Source organism: Neobacillus cucumis (assembly GCF_023715505.1).
In genome coordinates this window covers 121786-139496 of sequence record NZ_JAMBOH010000004.1, presented here as the reverse complement: position 1 = coordinate 139496, position 17711 = coordinate 121786, and the positions used below count along the sequence as shown (strand labels likewise).

13 protein-coding genes and 1 pseudogene are annotated in these 17711 nt (G+C 39.0%); 2 read left to right on the top strand and 12 right to left on the bottom strand.

Features of this window, described 5'->3' with window-relative positions; translation table 11 throughout:
* Positions 1–3: 3 nt before the first annotated feature.
* The 5 genes from addA to M3226_RS07975 form a co-directional block, all read right to left on the bottom strand.
* A complete protein-coding gene (gene addA, locus M3226_RS07995; RefSeq protein ID WP_251564191.1) occupies positions 4–3783 on the bottom strand; it encodes a helicase-exonuclease AddAB subunit AddA in 3780 nt (1259 codons plus the stop codon).
* Entirely contained in the window at positions 3776–7270 is a 3495-nt protein-coding gene (gene addB, locus M3226_RS07990) for a helicase-exonuclease AddAB subunit AddB (RefSeq protein ID WP_251564190.1), read from the bottom strand. The genes addA and addB overlap by 8 nt, the downstream gene beginning before the upstream one ends.
* Positions 7271–7473: 203 nt before the next feature.
* Complete coding sequence (gene lepB / locus M3226_RS07985) at positions 7474–8028, bottom strand: signal peptidase I (RefSeq protein ID WP_098529785.1); 555 nt, start codon at positions 8026–8028, stop codon at positions 7474–7476.
* Positions 8018–8683 carry a TVP38/TMEM64 family protein gene (locus M3226_RS07980; protein WP_251564189.1) on the bottom strand — a complete coding sequence of 222 codons (666 nt, stop codon included), beginning with the start codon at positions 8681–8683 and terminating at the stop codon, positions 8018–8020. The genes lepB and M3226_RS07980 overlap by 11 nt, the downstream gene beginning before the upstream one ends.
* Before the next feature lie 27 nt (positions 8684–8710).
* A complete protein-coding gene (locus M3226_RS07975) occupies positions 8711–9649 on the bottom strand; it encodes an LCP family protein (RefSeq protein WP_251564188.1) in 939 nt (312 codons plus the stop codon).
* 270 nt (positions 9650–9919) lie between these two features.
* Between M3226_RS07975 and M3226_RS07970 the strand changes: the two genes are divergently transcribed.
* Entirely contained in the window at positions 9920–10285 is a 366-nt protein-coding gene (locus tag M3226_RS07970) for a hypothetical protein (RefSeq protein ID WP_251564187.1), read from the top strand.
* A 3-nt stretch (positions 10286–10288) separates the two neighbouring features.
* Here the strand turns inward: M3226_RS07970 and M3226_RS07965 are convergent, their stop codons facing one another.
* Positions 10289–10849, bottom strand: a complete 561-nt coding sequence (locus M3226_RS07965; protein WP_251564186.1) for a competence protein ComK — start codon at positions 10847–10849, stop codon at positions 10289–10291.
* 193 nt (positions 10850–11042) lie between these two features.
* On the opposite strand from M3226_RS07965, the gene M3226_RS07960 reads away from it, so the two are divergent.
* Positions 11043–11279 (top strand): IDEAL domain-containing protein, encoded by a 237-nt coding sequence (locus tag M3226_RS07960; protein ID WP_098529780.1) that lies wholly within the window; start codon positions 11043–11045, stop codon positions 11277–11279.
* A gap of 112 nt (positions 11280–11391) precedes the next feature.
* Here the strand turns inward: M3226_RS07960 and M3226_RS07955 are convergent, their stop codons facing one another.
* The 6 genes and pseudogenes from M3226_RS07955 to M3226_RS07930 form a co-directional block, all read right to left on the bottom strand.
* Positions 11392–12663 (bottom strand): M48 family metallopeptidase, encoded by a 1272-nt coding sequence (locus tag M3226_RS07955; RefSeq protein ID WP_251564184.1) that lies wholly within the window; start codon positions 12661–12663, stop codon positions 11392–11394.
* 97 nt (positions 12664–12760) lie between these two features.
* On the bottom strand, positions 12761–13069 hold the full coding sequence (locus M3226_RS07950) for an AzlD domain-containing protein (RefSeq protein ID WP_251564182.1): 309 nt from the start codon (positions 13067–13069) through the stop codon (positions 12761–12763).
* Positions 13059–13788 (bottom strand): annotated as a pseudogene (locus M3226_RS07945) (AzlC family ABC transporter permease). Before M3226_RS07945 ends, M3226_RS07950 begins: the two are co-directional and overlap by 11 nt.
* Before the next feature lie 383 nt (positions 13789–14171).
* Positions 14172–14948, bottom strand: coding sequence for an enoyl-CoA hydratase-related protein (locus tag M3226_RS07940; RefSeq protein ID WP_251564180.1), 777 nt, complete (start codon positions 14946–14948; stop codon positions 14172–14174).
* Positions 14949–15017: 69 nt separating this feature from the next.
* On the bottom strand, positions 15018–16580 hold the full coding sequence (locus M3226_RS07935) for a fatty acid--CoA ligase family protein (protein ID WP_251564178.1): 1563 nt from the start codon (positions 16578–16580) through the stop codon (positions 15018–15020).
* Between the two features lie 136 nt (positions 16581–16716).
* A complete protein-coding gene (locus tag M3226_RS07930; RefSeq protein ID WP_251564531.1) occupies positions 16717–17706 on the bottom strand; it encodes a lipoate--protein ligase in 990 nt (329 codons plus the stop codon).
* Between the last annotated feature and the right edge of the window lie 5 nt (positions 17707–17711).

Sequence of the window (17711 nt, the reverse complement as noted above, 5' to 3'; positions counted from 1 at the left end):
TTTTTATTTTTCTACCTTCAATATGTGGGCACCATCAAAGAAAAATAGATACCTTTCAACTACATTTCTTTTCCAAATTTGTTCGATCGCTTTCGTATATAAGTTAATTTGCAATTTGTAGCGATCTTCAAGGATTACTTTAGCCTGCTGGAAACCGCCTTTATATCTGTCCGTTATCCCGTCTGATTTATAGTCAATCAACACAAGACCATCTTCATCCTCTAAGATACAGTCTATAATCCCTTGTACAAAAACAGATTCATCTCCCTCATTCCAATCCGGATAAACCTCACTTGCAGGTAAGGAAACCGTAAAGGGAACTTCCCTGTGAACAGTTTTGGCCTTATAAAACCTTTGTCCAAGCGGTGAAGTGAAAAATTGGGCAATCAATTTAGCATCAATCACTTCACTTTGTTCAGGGGTTAACAGTTCATTGTTAACCATCCAGTTTAATTGTTCAACAATTGTCTTTTGATTCACTTCTTTTGCCAAATCCACATGCTGCATGACCATATGCATGGCTGTCCCACGTTCAGCGGGACTTAATTGTTTCTCCTGCATAAACTTAGGACGTTTCAAGATGGATTTTCGAAAACGCCCAACCAGTTCTGTACTGCTATATTCATCCGTTAATTCCCGGACACGTTTTATTTCCGAAACTGATTGCTTTGACCGATGGCTGGCAGCACCAGGGAAAGGATATTCCCACGTAAGCCGTGCATGTATTTCATCCGTTAGATTTGAATCAGATGGCACCTGCTCTAAACTTTCAACCTTTTTAAGAAAGTGATCCTCTTCATTTTCGATGGAAATTTCCTGTTTTTTTATTTCATCAGCATGTTGTAACGTTATATTCCAAGAAGATGGATGGTTTGAGATTTCCTGCGGCATCCCCCAATTACCCTCTTCTCCATTCCATAGTTCGCTAGCATCTTGATGTCGGATGAGTGCGGGTCCAATCCAGTCTATATAACTCATAGCAGAAGCTCGCTCATAATCTTTCAATAGCCATTCGTTATGCAAGGAGACGTCTTTCCACTTGTCAATTTGTTTGCCAGCATCTTTTAATGTTGCTGTCACATACAGCTTTTCCTTTGCCCTTGTCATCGCAACATATAGCACTCGCATTTCTTCAGCGAGCATTTCCATCCTTTTTTTCTGCTTAAAAGCGATATGCGGCAATGATGGATATGATATTCTTTTTTCAGCATTCACATATTTCGCTGCAAATCCATGTTCTTTATCCAGCATATAGGGTTTGCGAATATCAGTCATATTAAAGTTTCGTGCCATTCCCGCCATAAATACAACAGGAAATTCCAATCCTTTACTGCTATGGATGGTCATAATTCTGACCACATCCTCTTGTTCGCCAAGCGCTCTCGCAGCCCCGAGATCGTCTCCTCTTTCCATCATGCGCTCAATAAATCGTAAAAATCGAAACAGTCCTCGAAACGATGTCTGTTCATATTGTCGAGCCCTGTCATATAAAGCGCGTAAATTTGCCTGCCGCTGCTTCCCGCCAGGCAGCCCGCCCGTAAAGTCGTAAAATTGAGTATCACGATATAACTGCCAGATCAACTCTGAGAGCGAACCTTGCCTTGCCAACGAGCGCCATTCTGTTACCATGTCAAAAAATGCTCGAACCTTTTCATAAAAAGGTTCATTTACTTCCGTAGTTTTACTTAAACAAAAGGCAGTAACAGCCTCCCAAAAAGAACCACGTTTCCTGCCAATCCGTATTTTCGATAGTTCCTCCTCATTTAACCCAACAATAGGTGAACGCAATACGGAGGCAAGCGGGATATCCTGATACGGATTATCAATAACCCTAAGAAGTGACATCATAATGGATACTTCTGTTGCTTCAAAATAACCGGTTGATAAATTTGCATAAATAGGAATTCCTTGCTGTTTGAACTCCTCCATAAATTGCGGTGCCCAAGTCATCGAACGAAGAAGGATCACAACATCCCGGTACATTAACGGTCTTTCCGTTTTGGTTTTGGCGTTAAAAATAGGAACCCCATCGCTTATTAATTTCTTGATTTGAGCAGCGATTACCCTTGCCTCTAGCTGCGATTGTTCAAGATCGGCTGTGTCGAATTCCACTGCTTCATTCTCGTTGTCTGTTTCTAGTTCTTCAGATTTGTGACTCTCGGCATTTTGATCAATGAGTATTAACTCTACCGGATATTTTGTATTTTCAGGATAGGGTGCACCATTCCGCAGTTCTGCTGCCTCATCGTATTGGATTTCTCCTACCTTGACCCCCATAATCTGTTTAAAGAGATAATTAGTGGCATCAAGGACCTCTTTCCTGCTTCGGAAATTTTGAGCCAGGTCAATGCGGAGACCAGATGAGGACCCATCCGCTGTAAAACGATTATATTTGGAAAGGAAAAGCTGTGGTTCCGCTAAACGAAAACGATAAATAGACTGTTTAACGTCACCGACCATAAAGAAATTACCAACTTCTTCTTCATCCTGTGCCACCAGCTTTAAAATAGTCTCCTGCACCAAATTCGTATCCTGGTACTCGTCGCAATAGACTTCTTTAAAATGGAGTCTGTAAGCAAGGGCAGCTTCAGATGGAAGAAATTCACCCTTATCTGAAATTCCTTCTGTTAAAATAGCGAGGCAATAATGTTCAAGGTCGTTATAGTCGACCAGCGCTTTTTCCTGTTTTGCCTTCTCAAACCGCTTTGAAAACTCTTTTACAAGATAAACTAATGTTGCAATTAAAGGACGCATTTCCACCATATCCCGTAAAAAGCTTTCAGGCCGGCGTGAAAAGAGTTCATCCTTTATGCCTTGAATTTTTTTCTTAGCTTTGTCCCGCAGTTTCTGTGCCTTGTCTATTAAATCCTTATCATAGTGATCCCCTTTTACCTGTTTCGCTCTTGTAAAAGACCATGTTTGCATTGCCTGGTAAAGCGTGTTCCAGGAATCCTGCCAGGCTTTGATAAGGGTGTCAATGACCTGCAAATCATCTAAAAAGTTTTCTGCACGAGGTGCCGGTCCATTTGGCCGCTTTGTGAGTTCAAGAGCTTGATTTATCATTTCTTTAGCAGCTTCTAATTGCAGCTTAATATCAAAAAGGAGTACATCGATAAAGGGAAGCTCCTCAATAGACGCTATTTCCTCCACCTGATACATAGCAATGATTTTTTCCAAATAACGATCAGGAAGAGGATTAGACTGAGCAAAGTCGTAAATGGAACGAACAATATCCATTAATGCAGCATCACTGCGGTCACTTGTAAACGAATCTACTAAATTAAAAAATGCTTCATTCTCTCTTTTTCCATATTCCTCTTCAAATAATTCTTCCATCACTTCATCTCTGATTAATTGGGCCTCAGTTGGGTCAGCGATACGGAAGCCGGGGTCAATATCAATTAAATAATAATATTTACGGATGACTTCCATACAAAAAGAGTGAAGCGTTGAAATGGAAGCTTTGTTTAAAAGATTAAGCTGTTTTCGCAAATTTCTAGATTCTGGATTTTGGTCGATTGCTTTTTCTAGTGCCTCCCCGATTCGGTGCCTCATCTCTGCAGCGGAAGCACTCGTAAACGTAACGACTAATAATTGATCGACATCGATTGGTACTTCTTTCGAAAGAATCTTTCGGATGATTCGTTCGACAAGAACTGCCGTTTTCCCCGAACCGGCAGCAGCAGCGACAAGAATATTCTTATCTCTCGCTGCTATGGCCTTCCACTGGTCATTCGTCCAGGTAACCCCTTCTGGTTTCGGAGGAATCACAATACTATTCATTTCGAGAAACCTCCCCTTTGATCAATTCCAATATCTCATCCTTTGAATGTGGTGTTAGAATCCGAAAATGATTGCTATCAATAGATTCATCAAACTGACAAACAGATTTATAGGAACAGAAAGTACATGGTGTTTTGTCTTTCAATTTAAATGGTGATATATCAATTTGACCACTTACAATGGCGTTTCCAGTTTTCTGATAGATGGTACGGATATGGTTTCTTAGCTGATTAAATTCTTCTAAGCTGGCAACCTTTGATTTTTTAGATAAATTACCATCTTTCTTGATTCCGGCTGCTACAATTTGTGAGTCTCCAGACTCCAAAGATTGGTCCATTAGCTGTATTACTCTTTGATCGCTAAGCATTAACCCATTCATTTTAAACTTTTTCATCATTTCATTTTCAATTTCATCTATGGTCAGCATTTTCTTTGTATTAATAAAAGGATTATGAACATGAAAATAAAGGACCCCTGCAGGGCTCGCTTTCATTTCTACCAATTCAGTAGAGTGTGTCATGACGATATCCAGATAGGTCAGCATTTGTAAGGCTAAACCATAGTATACTTCTGTTAAATTAATATCTTTTTCACTTGATTTATAATCAATTACCCTTAAAAAGACACTATCATCCTCAGCTTTTGCTTGATCAACCCTATCAATCCGCCCCGCCAACTCCATTCTTTTGCCATTTTTCAAAGAGAAGCTTAGCGGCGGCAGTTCCCCATTAGGTCCAAAAGCCAATTCCAATCCAATCGGCGAAAAACCACTTACCTTTGCATGCTCGCTCAAAACAATCGAGGCACGGGTAATGATTTGTTCCAACTTCCGCTGAATATAATGATGTCTTTCGGAACTTAGTAGAATTTCATTTTGCAGCTTTGGAGCTAGGGTTTTGACAGCATTTCTTGCTAGATGTTCACATTGCCCACGCGTTAATTCAGCCCATGATATGTTCTGCTCATTTACGGTCTCAGCAATTTGTTTTAAAGCAGCGTGGAATAATTCCCCTATATCCGGTGCTTCTAACCGGAAAATTTGCCGTTCACGAAGCTTTAGGCCATGCTGGGCAAAATGAGAAAAAGCACAGCCATTGTATAATTCCATTCTTGAGACACTAGCCTGAATGATATCACCATATAATGCATCTGCTACCTCAGTAGACAATTGGACCGTCCTGTTTGTATAAAAAAGACTCGAGAACACTTTGGCTGCCCTATTTTTCCACGAGCTATGGAGATAGTAGTTATACACATCCCACCACAAATCAGCAACGGGGTAGTTTCTCTTTTTCAATTGCAATTGTGCGTTTAGGTAAGAAAGGGTGGTCGTAAAATTAGATACAAACCCTAACTGCCCCTCCTCGTCAAGCTCTGAAGGGTCTGCAACATAATAAGCCTCCTGAATGTCCGGGAACAGTTCCTTAAGACGCTTGATGTATGACGAAGGAATTAGAGCTTTACCTTCATCATTGGCAAGAGGATAACTTACATAAAGAAACTCTGAGGGTGCCGTAAAAGCTTTATAGGCAAGGAAGTTTTCATCTAACAGACGGGTACGGCTGCTTGGTGCCACATTCATCCCTTCTGCCAACAATAGTTCCCGGTCCTCATCAGCCAGAATGCCCTCATCTGAGATTTTGGCTGGTAATACTCCTTCATTTACGCCCACAACAAAAACAATCTTACTATCATTTAGCCGGGATTTTTCCAAGTCTCCAATTAAAACTTGGTCAAGTGCAGGGGGAATAAGTGAAAAATGTAAGGAATCAAAGCCTGCTTCTAAAATAGCAGCAAAGGCCTTTAAGCTAACTTGGTCATCCCCTAATATTTCTACATATTGATCGAGAAGATCTACCACGGCATTCCATACTTGCTCGTGTTCTCGCATTCTTACAAGGTTTCCACTTTCCTCTGCCGCCATTTTCCAATGCTCTAGTTTATCGGCTATATCCAATTCTTCCAAGTATAAATAAATCGCCTCGCACAGCTTTCGTCCGGTATCGGCTTTTTTCAAACGTCTGGACAAACGTAATATTGGAGCTGTAATGAGAAGTTTTAATTCGTTTAATTCATTTTCCATTTCTTTTTCGGCATCTGTCTGGCCGCTTCCCGTTAATTCCAGACCTCTTATTCTCCGATAAACCCAACGATCCTTTTTCGTCCATTTACTGCCATTAATCCCATAGGCCAAACAATAATTTTCAAGCCTGTCCATCTTTTCGCGCATTTTAGCAGGATTCTCCTGGAGAGGATAGAGCAATTCTGTTTTAATCGCTCTAAATACGGATTCATAGCGCCAAAAAGAGTTCATGATTTCTAGCGTTGAGCGAATCAATTCAATTAAGGGATGGTTAAGCATGGTCCTTTTCTGATCAATAAAATATGGTATTTGATAATCGGCAAAAACCGGTTCAACGATTTCATGATAGTCTGAGCCATTTCTAATTAACAGGGCAATATCTCGATAACGGTACCCTTTTGTTTGAACCACATGACGGATTTCCCGGGCGATTCCTTCAATCTCTGCTCTCCGATTAACGGCCTGACTAATTTGTATTTCAGTTTCCCCATGAAAAGGCAGAGCTGGGCGAGTATCAAACTGTGCCTCCAAATGGCGTAAGGAGGGGGATGGCCATTTTTTTTGCTCATTCAGTATGATAGGTTGTTCTATTTCAATACCACATGTTTTAGCAATATCATAAAGGCTGTAACAGGCCTCTGCCGAAGAGCGGAATAGATCGAGTTCATCTGGCGCTGAATCCACAGACAAGCGGTCTGTTGTCATCGCAATTGAAACTTGTTTACACTGAGCCATTAATTCTGCAATGATTTGATATTCCTGCGGTGTAAAGCTGTAAAACCCATCAATATAAATTTCCGCTTCTTTTAAGTAAGACGAGACTGAAATTTTCTCTGCCAAAAGGCGGAAATAATCTTCCGAATCAATATATTTCCCAAAGGTTTCATCCTCAAATTCCGAATAAACCTTCTCTAAATCTGTTAATTTATCATGTAATGCTTTCGATACGGAGCTATCTGTTCCAAGCTGATCTGCTTTTTGAATTAAATCTTCTGGGCTAATACAATACCGCTTAAATTCAGTAATCATTTGCTCAAGCTGCTGAACAAATCCATTTTTATCAGCAGCCCTCTGGAAGATGTTTAAATTTTCTTTTTGTTCATCAATTATTTTACGTATCAACATGCTCATACCAACACTACTTAAATGATAACGAGTAATCCCGCCTGTCTCTTGCAGTATTCGCCATGCCAGACGGGAAAAGCTGAACACCTGAGCCCGAATCATCCCGCCAACGAGCGAGTCTGTCGCCAGACGATATTCTGTTAAAAATGTCATTTGTTCGGGTACGATATAAATAATCGGTTTTCCTTCCGGATTTTCTAAAAGACGTTCGCGGATTTCATTTAGGAAAAATGCAGTTTTTCCACTGCCGGACCTGCCTGTAATAATTCTTAATGACATAAGAAAACCTCCCTTTCCCAAGAAACTCTGTATCTCCCATTCTACCACAAAATAGTACAAACGTTTGTATTTTCAGGTGAACTGGTTTAAGCCAATAATGATAAATATACCCAGAAAAGCGGAAGCGCCTCGTACAGGCGCTGGAGCTATACAGTCTCAAAGAAAAAACACGATTCATTAAATCGTGTTGTCAGTATCCTTATTTAAAAATGAACATTTATTTCATTTAACGGCCAATAGCGCAAATCGACTTTACCGACGACCTTACTTGCATTAATAAAGCCAAATTGACGGCTGTCCCAGCTTCCTAATCGATTATCACCGAGAACGAATAATTTCCCCTCAGGTACAATATCTTCACCAGTAATTTCCTTTAAACTAAAATCTCCCGTTAACTTTAAACCTGGGGATTTCCTTTTATAATTATCTAAGAAGGGTTCCTCATACTTGTGGCCATTAATATATAACGTATCATTCCGATACTCAATTTTATCACCAGGCAGTCCGATTATCCGCTTAACAAAGTCCTCTTTAGCATTAGCATGAAAGACAATCACATCAAATCGGTTTAACTCGCCAACCTGATATCCGAGCTTATTAACCACAAGTTTGTTTCCGTCCTGGAGAGTCGGCATCATAGACTCACCTTCTACTATATAATTAGAAAAGAAAAAAGTTCGAATAAAAGCAAAAATAATAATTCCAATTGCAAAAGCCTTAACCCATTCTAACCCTTCCTTTTTCCATTCAATCTTCATTAACACTCCTCCGTTTCTCCTTTTCTTTCTTTCTATCTATTTCTCCATTATGGTCAATTTCCAAACGCTTATTCATTCTCATTTCAATTCTTTTCCCTACTAACCAAAGAATAAAAATCACAAGCAAAACAATGACCGTCCGAAAAGGTTTAGTTATCAATGAATGAAGATCATAACCTATAAAGCTAATTGTAAAAATCATTACCATTTTCCCAATACACACTGCCAGCATGTACTGAGCAAAGCTAATTCTCGAAAGACCAGCAACAATGTTCACAACTGCTGATGGGGTAAATGGAAAACATAATAGTAAAAAAAGCGGACCAAACCCATGACTCTCTACCCAATCCATAAGTTTGCGGACTTTTGGATGCTTGGACAAAAACGATAATAACCGTTTTTGCCCATACATTCTAATTAGAAAAAAAACAAGCATTGCACCTAAACATGCCCCAACCCATGAATATAAAAATCCGAACCATAGACCAAAGGCATTCGCATTTGCCATTACAAACACAAATAGAGGGAGAAACGGTAAAAATGCTTCCACAATAATCAACAAGATGCCTGGTATCGGTCCAAGAGCCCGATACTCTTGTATGAGGCTCATAATATGTTCTAGTGTAAACCAAGCTTTAATTGATTCGAAGTCCATCCTGCTTTCTCCTTTATTTAATCTATATTACTTTGTTATAAATTGATGGAGAGCCTCTTTATTTTTCTCTACATCAATATCAAGTACCGCTCCCTCTCCACTTATCCGTTGATCTGTAAAGCTATTATCAATGGGAATCCGAAGGGTCTCAATACTTTGATCGCCTGTAAGGAATTCTTTTCCCATGAATAACCCATCAGTGGTCGGCATATTGGTATTTATATACGGTGTAACAACTCCAATTAGTTTCGGAAGTTTCGCAATAGTTTTAACACCACTTAATTGTTCTTTAATAGCCTTAATAGCTATTTGCTGTCTTTCTACACGGCCAAAGTCACCAACTGCATCATGACGAAAACGAACGAAGCTTAACATTTGTTTGCCATTTAGTCTTTGAAGACCAGGCTCTAATGGAGGGTCCACATACTCTGACATTTCTTTTTCAACATTAATCTCTACACCATTAGGAAAAATTTCATCAATAAGCTGGACAAATCCCTGAAAATTCACAATAGCATAGTACTGTAAATCAATATCAAAATTCTGCTTTATCGTTTGTCTCATTAACTCAGGGCCTCCCCGAGCGAAAGCAGAGTTAATTTTATGCTTTGCATGGCCTGGAATGGAGACATAACTGTCTCGCATAATCGATGTTAGCTTAAAGGTCCCTCTATCTTGGTTATAATGTAAAATCATAATCGTATCAGCGCGCGATTTTTCGTTTCCCCTTGCATCACTTCCAAGCAGCAGCACATTTGTATCACCATACTGATCTTTCTGCCCTTTAAAATCATAAACCACATCAGCTTCTTTTTGATCTGTATTAATGTCTTTCAATGCTTGATTAATACCCTGTTTATATTGATAATAAGCATATCCTGTTACTCCACCAATTAACAGCAAGCACACAAGAAAAATGGACGGCCATCTTCTTCTTCTCTTTTTCTGATGTCTATCAGCTCTCATTTGTTTATCACCCATTCGTCCACGTTATTTCCCTTCAGCTTTTATATGACAATGTTTTTCTTACTTAGTTTCTTCATTTAATTCATTTTCCCCTATTAAATATCCTTCTATTACTAAAAACTTTCTCATATCTTTCCCTATTTTTGCAACAAAGAAAGCTCGTCCTATGACAAGCTTTCGTAAATTAATCTCCTATTGCATTTTTTGATCTGTTTTTGTTAAAATTAATAAGGAACATTTGTTCGTTTTTTTAAGAAAGGTGAAGATAAGATGACTAGAATTCCAGAGGATGAGCGGGACATCATGGAAAAGGCGATTTATTTACCAATGGTACTTATAATCCTTAACCGTGATTTTTCTGTAGTAACAAACAGCCCTTTTAAATTAAAAAAGCCCTATTTGAATTTAATTGAAGAAACCATGAAGGAAATTCAACGGGATTTAGCTGAAGTTAAACAATACATGATGAAGAATAAACTTCAAGTAATTGAAACAAAACGAGATGAAGCTTTTACAATGTATATGTTTATCTATAAGGGCTACGAAGAATATCATAATTATTTTAATCCAAGAATTCGAAACAAAGTCCAAGAATTATTAGAAACATACTTATCAAAAAAACACCTATCGTCATAGCTCTTATTTCTTATTCAAATAAAGCTCATGACTCTCTGATGCTTTTGAAGGCTTGGAACCATGAAGTAAAAAAGCTAATTTTTTCTGACTAAACTCCACTCTTTGCATTAACTTCATTTGTAAATGAGAAGTCCGTAACATTTGGGTATTAAATGTATTATAGGAAACAGGGAAAATATGCGATTGATTATTGCGGAAAATGACCAATGTTTCTCGTGCGGAAACACGACGATAATCTTTGATATGTTCTGCGAAGAACCAAATACATTTAGGGTTCTCTGGGGAAGCGGTACAGAATGTATAGATATTGTTAATCGGTTCAATTAGAATCGGAAGCTTACGTGAATAATCAATCAAAAGCCGTGTCCCTTTCCTTCTGCCTTCATAATCAACACCATAATAAGAACAGCCTTTTTGAATAATACTGAATGGTTTAAGCGGAGATAGGATTTCATCTTCGACTTCACCAATGAGTGAAAATACTTTATTTCCATATTCTTTTGGTTTTATAAACATGGTACAGGAATTCACTATATAATCTTCGGTTTGATGATTGTGCGTCAAAATACCCACTCCTTTTGTTACATTTATCCACCATATCTTACCACTTTTCACTTTTAACTCCCTTACTTTCTTTTTATTGTTCAGAAAATATTCACAATTATTTGTCAAGAATAAAACTGTTAGAAAATTTTAAAAAGTATTGATATTATAATAAAAAAACCATATACTTTAAAAAAGCTCAGAGGTGATTTTCATGAACGATAAATCATACCAAGAATTAATGAAAATTGGTGCCATGAAACGAACCCGTATGAAAGAGAACTTCGTCCAAGATTTATACATCGAGATGCTGTTGTCAGAAATCCAGTTGAATGTGGAAAAGGAAAAGCTTCTGCAAAAAATTGACAAAGCCATTGATACTCGTGATAAAAAGACCTTTCAGCTACTTTCAATTGAGCTAAAAAAGATTAACAAACGATTCGGAACCTAAAATGTTAACCGCCGTGATCAACGGCGGTTATTTATTTTGTAACATTTAATAGCTCCAGCACCGTTAGAAAAGGCCAGGGATAAAAATCCTTGGCCTTTAAATGCTCTAAATACTATTGATTACGATGCTTAATTTCATATTCCTCAAGCATGGAAATTCGATCTAGCATCGATGGATGGGTATATCGGAATATTTTTACTAGTAATGGCGGGTTTATCTCGCTTAACCCAGAACGGGTTAATTCTTGGAAGGAGCTAATGGCAGCCTGCGGATTTTTGGTCATTTCAATTGCATACTTATCCGCACGCGTTTCCTCATAACGTGAAGCAAGATTAGTCAGTGGACTCGCGGAAAATAATAGCAGGGATAAAATCATAAAAAATAACGGCAAGGAGCAAATATCCCTTACATCGTCTATTTTCAATTCCTTGCCCCATTTCCTTACAGCCCAGTTCATTATTTTGTAAGTTAGATATAGTCCAAGCAGTGAGAGCAGTAAGTAACCAGCTATCCCAAAATAAATATGTTTTTCAACGTAATGGCAAATTTCATGAGCCATGATAAACAAAATTTGGTCATCATTTAACCTGTTTAATGTGGTATCCCAAAGGACAATCCTCGCATTTGAACCAATCCCGCTTACATAAGCGTTTAACGCGTTGGTCTTATCCGCCATGTTAACCTCAAAAACATGCTGTGCCGGGATATCTGCTTTCTCTGCCAATGCTAAAATCTTTGTTTCCAATTCTTTGTTTTTCAAAGGATAAAAATCATTGTATAACGGGTCAATCACAACCGGCTGTAAGAACATCATAAATAAGGTAAAAGGTACAGATAACAGCCAGCCATAGAGCCACCAGCGCTTTTGGCTTTTCTTCATTAACCAGTAAAGAACCGGAACAATAATCAGCCATGTACCATAGTTAATCCAGAAGTCAATTAATTCATCTTTCATCCAAGAAGCAAAGGTCTGAGTTGAAATATGATAGGTCCGAGATAATGAATAGCTAAGATAATTCAATGGAAAGGTAGCAGCAAAGGCAAAAAAGGATAGCCAAATTAAATAAATAGGCATTCGCAATACCTTATACTTTGCTGACTGATCTGCCCACCGCTTAAAGGCCTTTGAAAACCCAAATAGCAGGATAAGAAAATAGAAAAGCCATTCAAATGGAGTTGATAAAAAAAACAATAAATTTCTAATCCTTGAATACTCTTCGCTTAAGTCTAACTCCCTTCCATTAAGGAAAGTTGATGGGTCTGCTTTGGAGCCTTGGAATTCAAATGGTAATGAGGTATCTGCTAAATGAAATAAATACCAATAAATAAACAAACCATATAAACAAAAGGCCAAAACCGCATAGACCCCCATTTTCCGCACCATGATTTTGTCCCCCTTTTTGTACAACCTCTCTATACTTAGTTTAGTTTAAAAAGAAGGATTTAGAACTAAGAAAACGAAAAGCAGGTCTTAATACTGGCTACAGAAGATAAGAGTATAAGGAAAGGACAGCAATCGAGCCCAGGACCACTACAATTACATTGGCACCTAAAAACGCAGGGACAAAAGCAGCGGCTGCTCCCAGAACCCCATACCAAATGTCATCGTCTTGAATAAAAATAATAGCTGGAAAAACAAGCGCACCAAGGGTGGCATAAGGAACATTTTTTAGTACCCCTTGAATAAATGGCGGAAGTTCTTTCCCTTTAAAGAGGAGAAACGGAAGCATCCGCGGGATATATGTAACAAATCCCATTCCAATAATCATCCATAGTATTTCACTCCTCATTCTGAACCCCCCGATGCCTACTTTTCGGCAATTCAACAATCTCCGTGATAAAGGCAGACAGCAGTGTTGCGCTCACAATCGCCCATCCTTGTGCCATGATGTGGCTAAGAGTAAAGATAGAATTAAAAACTGCCCCCAGAACTGCCAAAAAAATAACCTTCACACTTTTTTCATCGATGGGACAAGCAGCCCAATAAACATAGCATACAATGCAACTCCCATACTTTCCTGCAATGTTTGCGGAAGACTGGCACCAATTAAATGGCCAACCCCCGAAAAAAGACCCAACTAGAATAGGAGACCATTATGATCCCAAACATATACCCAGTAGATACTGAACCTTCTCTTGTTGCTGCAACCGAAAAGGTTTCATCCGTAATTCCAAAAGCAAAGAGTAATTTTTTAAGAAGGTGGTCCTCTTCAACCTTCTCATTTAATGTGGCAGACATTAAAAAATGACGTATGTTTACAATAAAGGTTGTTAAAATAATTTCAAAAATGCCAGTCCCGTATGCGATAAGACTTAAGGAAATATATTGTGCCGCACCAGCAAACACAATTAAACTCATCAAAACCGTTTCATAAATGGACAGACCTGTTGGTTTGGCAAGGAGGCCGAATGTCAAGGCAATCGAAAAATAACCGATCCCGATGCTTATACCAGCCTGTATACCCTTTTTAAATTCTGATGATTCTTTCCCTATTGCTAAATCAACCATCCTGCTCCCCCCTTTGTTTCTACCACTCACAACCATAAATTTTAGCAAACTTTTATTCAGAACGGAATAAGAAAAGCACCAGGCGCATAGACTTCGGCGACTAGCACAAGACGAGCCGGCCGAAAGGTTTTTCTTTAACCTTTTGGACGGATTGACCTAAATGTGGAGGCGACTGCCCTGGGACTCTATGCTAAGACGCACCCTGCAAGAAGGCGCTTTTTGCCTTCTTCAGGGGGTGGCTTTAGCTTCGAGTCCCAAGGAGCCGCAACTGGATAAGCTGTGACCTCGAGCCGATGGCGCCTGGGCTGGAGCTAGACAATTCTCAAAGTCAAAAACTATTTTACTTTTTTATCTCATTAAAAAACACGATGCTAAGCACCGTGTCATTTCCCTTTAAAATTTGGTTTTCTCTTTTCTGAAAAGGCTTGTAATGCTTCAATTCGGTCCTCTGTTGGGAGAGTTATCTCATATGCCTTCCGCTCAATTTGCATGCCAGTATGCAAATCCGCATTCATACCATTCTTTATAGCAAACTTAGCCTGCTGTAAAGCAACCGGTCCGTTAGCGAGCAACTGTGAGCAAAAAGAAAAACATTCGCTTAACAAATTACTCCGATTGACAACCCTTGTAAGCAGTCCATAATGATCGGCTTCGTTTGCTGTAAGCCGTCTTGCCGTCAGGATGAGTTCAAGAGCTTTTGCCTGCCCAATAAGTCTAGGAAGCCGCTGTGTGCCGCCAGCACCCGGAATAATAGCTAGACTCGTTTCTGTTAATCCCATTACCGCATCATGAGCTGAAATCCGAAAATCACAGGCTAACGCAAGTTCCATCCCTCCGCCGAATGCAAAGCCATTTATAGCTGCAACCGTGGGCTGGGGCAGCAGATCAATATCGGTAAAAACCTCATTGATTTTATTTAAATTTCGTTTGACTTGCTCCTCAGTTAAGTGCCTTCGTTCTTTTAAGTCTGCGCCTACGCTGAAGGCTTTCTCCCCTGCACCGGTGAAAATAACGGCCCTTACCTCTTGATTAACTCGGATCGATTCTATTTTTTGTTTTAATTCCAGTAAAGTGTCATAATCAAAAGCATTTAAGGCTTCAGCACGATTAATGGTGATGACTGCTACATGATTTTGAATCTCAAGTAAAACTTGCTCCATTTTAACCCCTCCCTTTATTAAGAGAATTCTAAAAAGGCAGGGAAAATGCCTGCTTTTACAAGATAAATTTTAATTATTCACCTTTTGGGAGATTTGATGTTTAAGAGCCCGTCTAAGTATTTTTCCAGTCGTATTCTTGGGAAGTTCATCTATGAATTCAATGGTTGTTGGCACTTTATACTTGGCTAGGTGCTGTCTGCAATATTCTTGAACCTGTTCTCGTGTTAGTCCAGGCTTTTTGCTGACGATATAAGCAGTGACTGTCTCCCCTTGATTAGGATCCGGCATACCCACTACCGCCACCTCGACCACTTCCGGGTGATTGTAAATTACCTCCTCTACTTCGCGAGGATAAACGTTATAGCCGCCTACAATAATCAAATCCTTCTTCCGATCAACAATATAAAAGTAACCTTCTTCATCCATTCTGGCCATATCTCCGGTATGAAGCCAGCCATACCGAATTGCTGCTTGTGTTTCTTCCGGCATCTTATAGTACCCTTTCATCACATTTGGCCCACGGACAATTAGCTCTCCAACACCACCAATCGGAACATCCTGCCCAAGTTCGTCGACAATTTTATTTTCCACCCGGAGAATCGAGGTACCAATCGAACCAGGCTTGCGCGGACGATCAAGTGGATTAAAGCAGGTTACCGGTGATGCTTCCGATAATCCATACCCTTCTGAAATTAACACATTAAATTTGTTCTCAAAATTCTTTAATAACGAAACCGGCATGGAGGCACCACCGGAAATACATAAACGTAAGGATTGGAGGTCATCAGGGTCTCCATCTGGATATTGATAGAGGAAATTATACATGGTCGGCACACCTGCAAAGATAGTGGCCCTATGTTCCTTTATTAACGAGAAAACTTCTTTTGGACTAAATTTCGGTACAATTAATAAGGTTGCTCCGTTTAGTAATGGGGCGTTTAAGGAGACAGTCAAACAAAATACGTGAAACATTGGCAGAACCGTGACAACTCTGTCATCCTGATTCATTTTTAAGTAATCACCAACATCTTTAGCGTTGCTAATTAGATTTTTGTGAGTCAACATAGCGCCCTTAGGTTTTCCTGTTGTCCCAGAAGTATAAAGGATAATCGCCACATCATCCTCCTTCAGAGTTGGACCATGGAATGACAGCGCACCAGAGACAACCACTTGTGTAAACGATTTCATTTTAGAGTAAACAGATAATTTCTCTAGTTCTGGTTGTAAGAGATAATCGGGTTTTGTTTCACAAAAAATATAGTGCTCTACATTTGGGAGTAAGGTATGCATTTTTTCTGCAAGTGGTAATGCTAAATCAAGGACAACCACCGCTTTTACATCCCCATTATCTAAGATAAAACCAATTTCATCTGCGGTGTAGAGGGGATTAACGGGAATAACGGTTACCCCAAGCCGTAACGCCCCATATAAGCTGATGACAAAGTGCGGGGTATTTCCCAATAACAAGGCAATATGGTCTCCTTGCTTGATTCCTAATTTTTCTAAACCAGAAGCAAACTTTTGGATTGCAGTTTCTAATTCAGCATAAGTACACTGCTGCCCCATAAAATAATAGGCTGGTTTGTCGGCAAATTTCTTGGCGGTTTCTTGAAGCTGAGCTGAAAGATTCATCGTTTCCCTCCCCTGAATGAATAATCATTCATATTAAATTTTCTAAATATATTATATTGCTTGAATTTTAAGTATTCAAGTGTAATTCGTGAAAAATGGTAAAAAATCAGCGATGTCTAAGTGACATCGCTGATTTTTAATAGATTAAATTAATAAATTCCTCTTTTGAAATATTACCGAAATAATGTTCTGTCTCTATGTCGTCAAGAGCCTGCTCAATATCACTTCTTTCATAGCGGATGCCTGTTAATATTTTCTCAATCTCAGTTACCTCACCCACACCGAAAAAGTCACCATATATTTTGCAACTTTCGATTATTCCCTTATTTACCTCTAAGCGGACATCAACGGAACCTACTGGGAAACGACGCGTATGCTGAAGATTAAATTTTGGAGATTTTCCATAATTCCAGTCCCAGTTTTGGTAACGCTCTTTTGAAAGCTGGTGGATTCTGTCCCAATCTTCTTCTGTTAAAATATATTCTGGTATTTCATCTTGTCCGCCGAAAATACTCTTTAACAGTAAAGAACGAAATTCTTCTATACTAATTTTTTCTGTTAAAAATTCAGAAATATTAGCGACTCGGCTGCGAACTGATTTAATTCCTTTTGATTCAATCTTATCTTTTTTAACCTTTAGAGCTGAAACCACATTCTCGATTTCCGAATTAAGCATCAAGGTTCCATGACTAAACATTCGGCCCTTTGTTGAAAACTGGGCATTACCAGATATTTTCCTGCCCTCAACTTCTAAATCATTTCTACCGCTCAACATCGCGTTTACTCCTAATTTTTGCAAGGCTTCAACCACTGGCTCAGTAAACTTACGGAAATTATGGAAGCTCTCCCCGTCATCCTTTGTAATAAAACTAAAGTTTAAATTCCCCAGGTCATGGTAGACGGCACCACCACCAGATAATCTGCGAACGACAATAATTCCATTCCTATCGACATAATCCGTATTGATTTCTTCAATCGTATTTTGATTTTTTCCTATAATAATCGATGGCTCATTTATGTAAAACAATAAATATGTTTCGTTTATATCCAGGCTTTTCAATGCATATTCTTCAATCGCCAGATTGATACGAGGATCAGTAATCCCTTTGTTATCGATAAATAACATGGTCA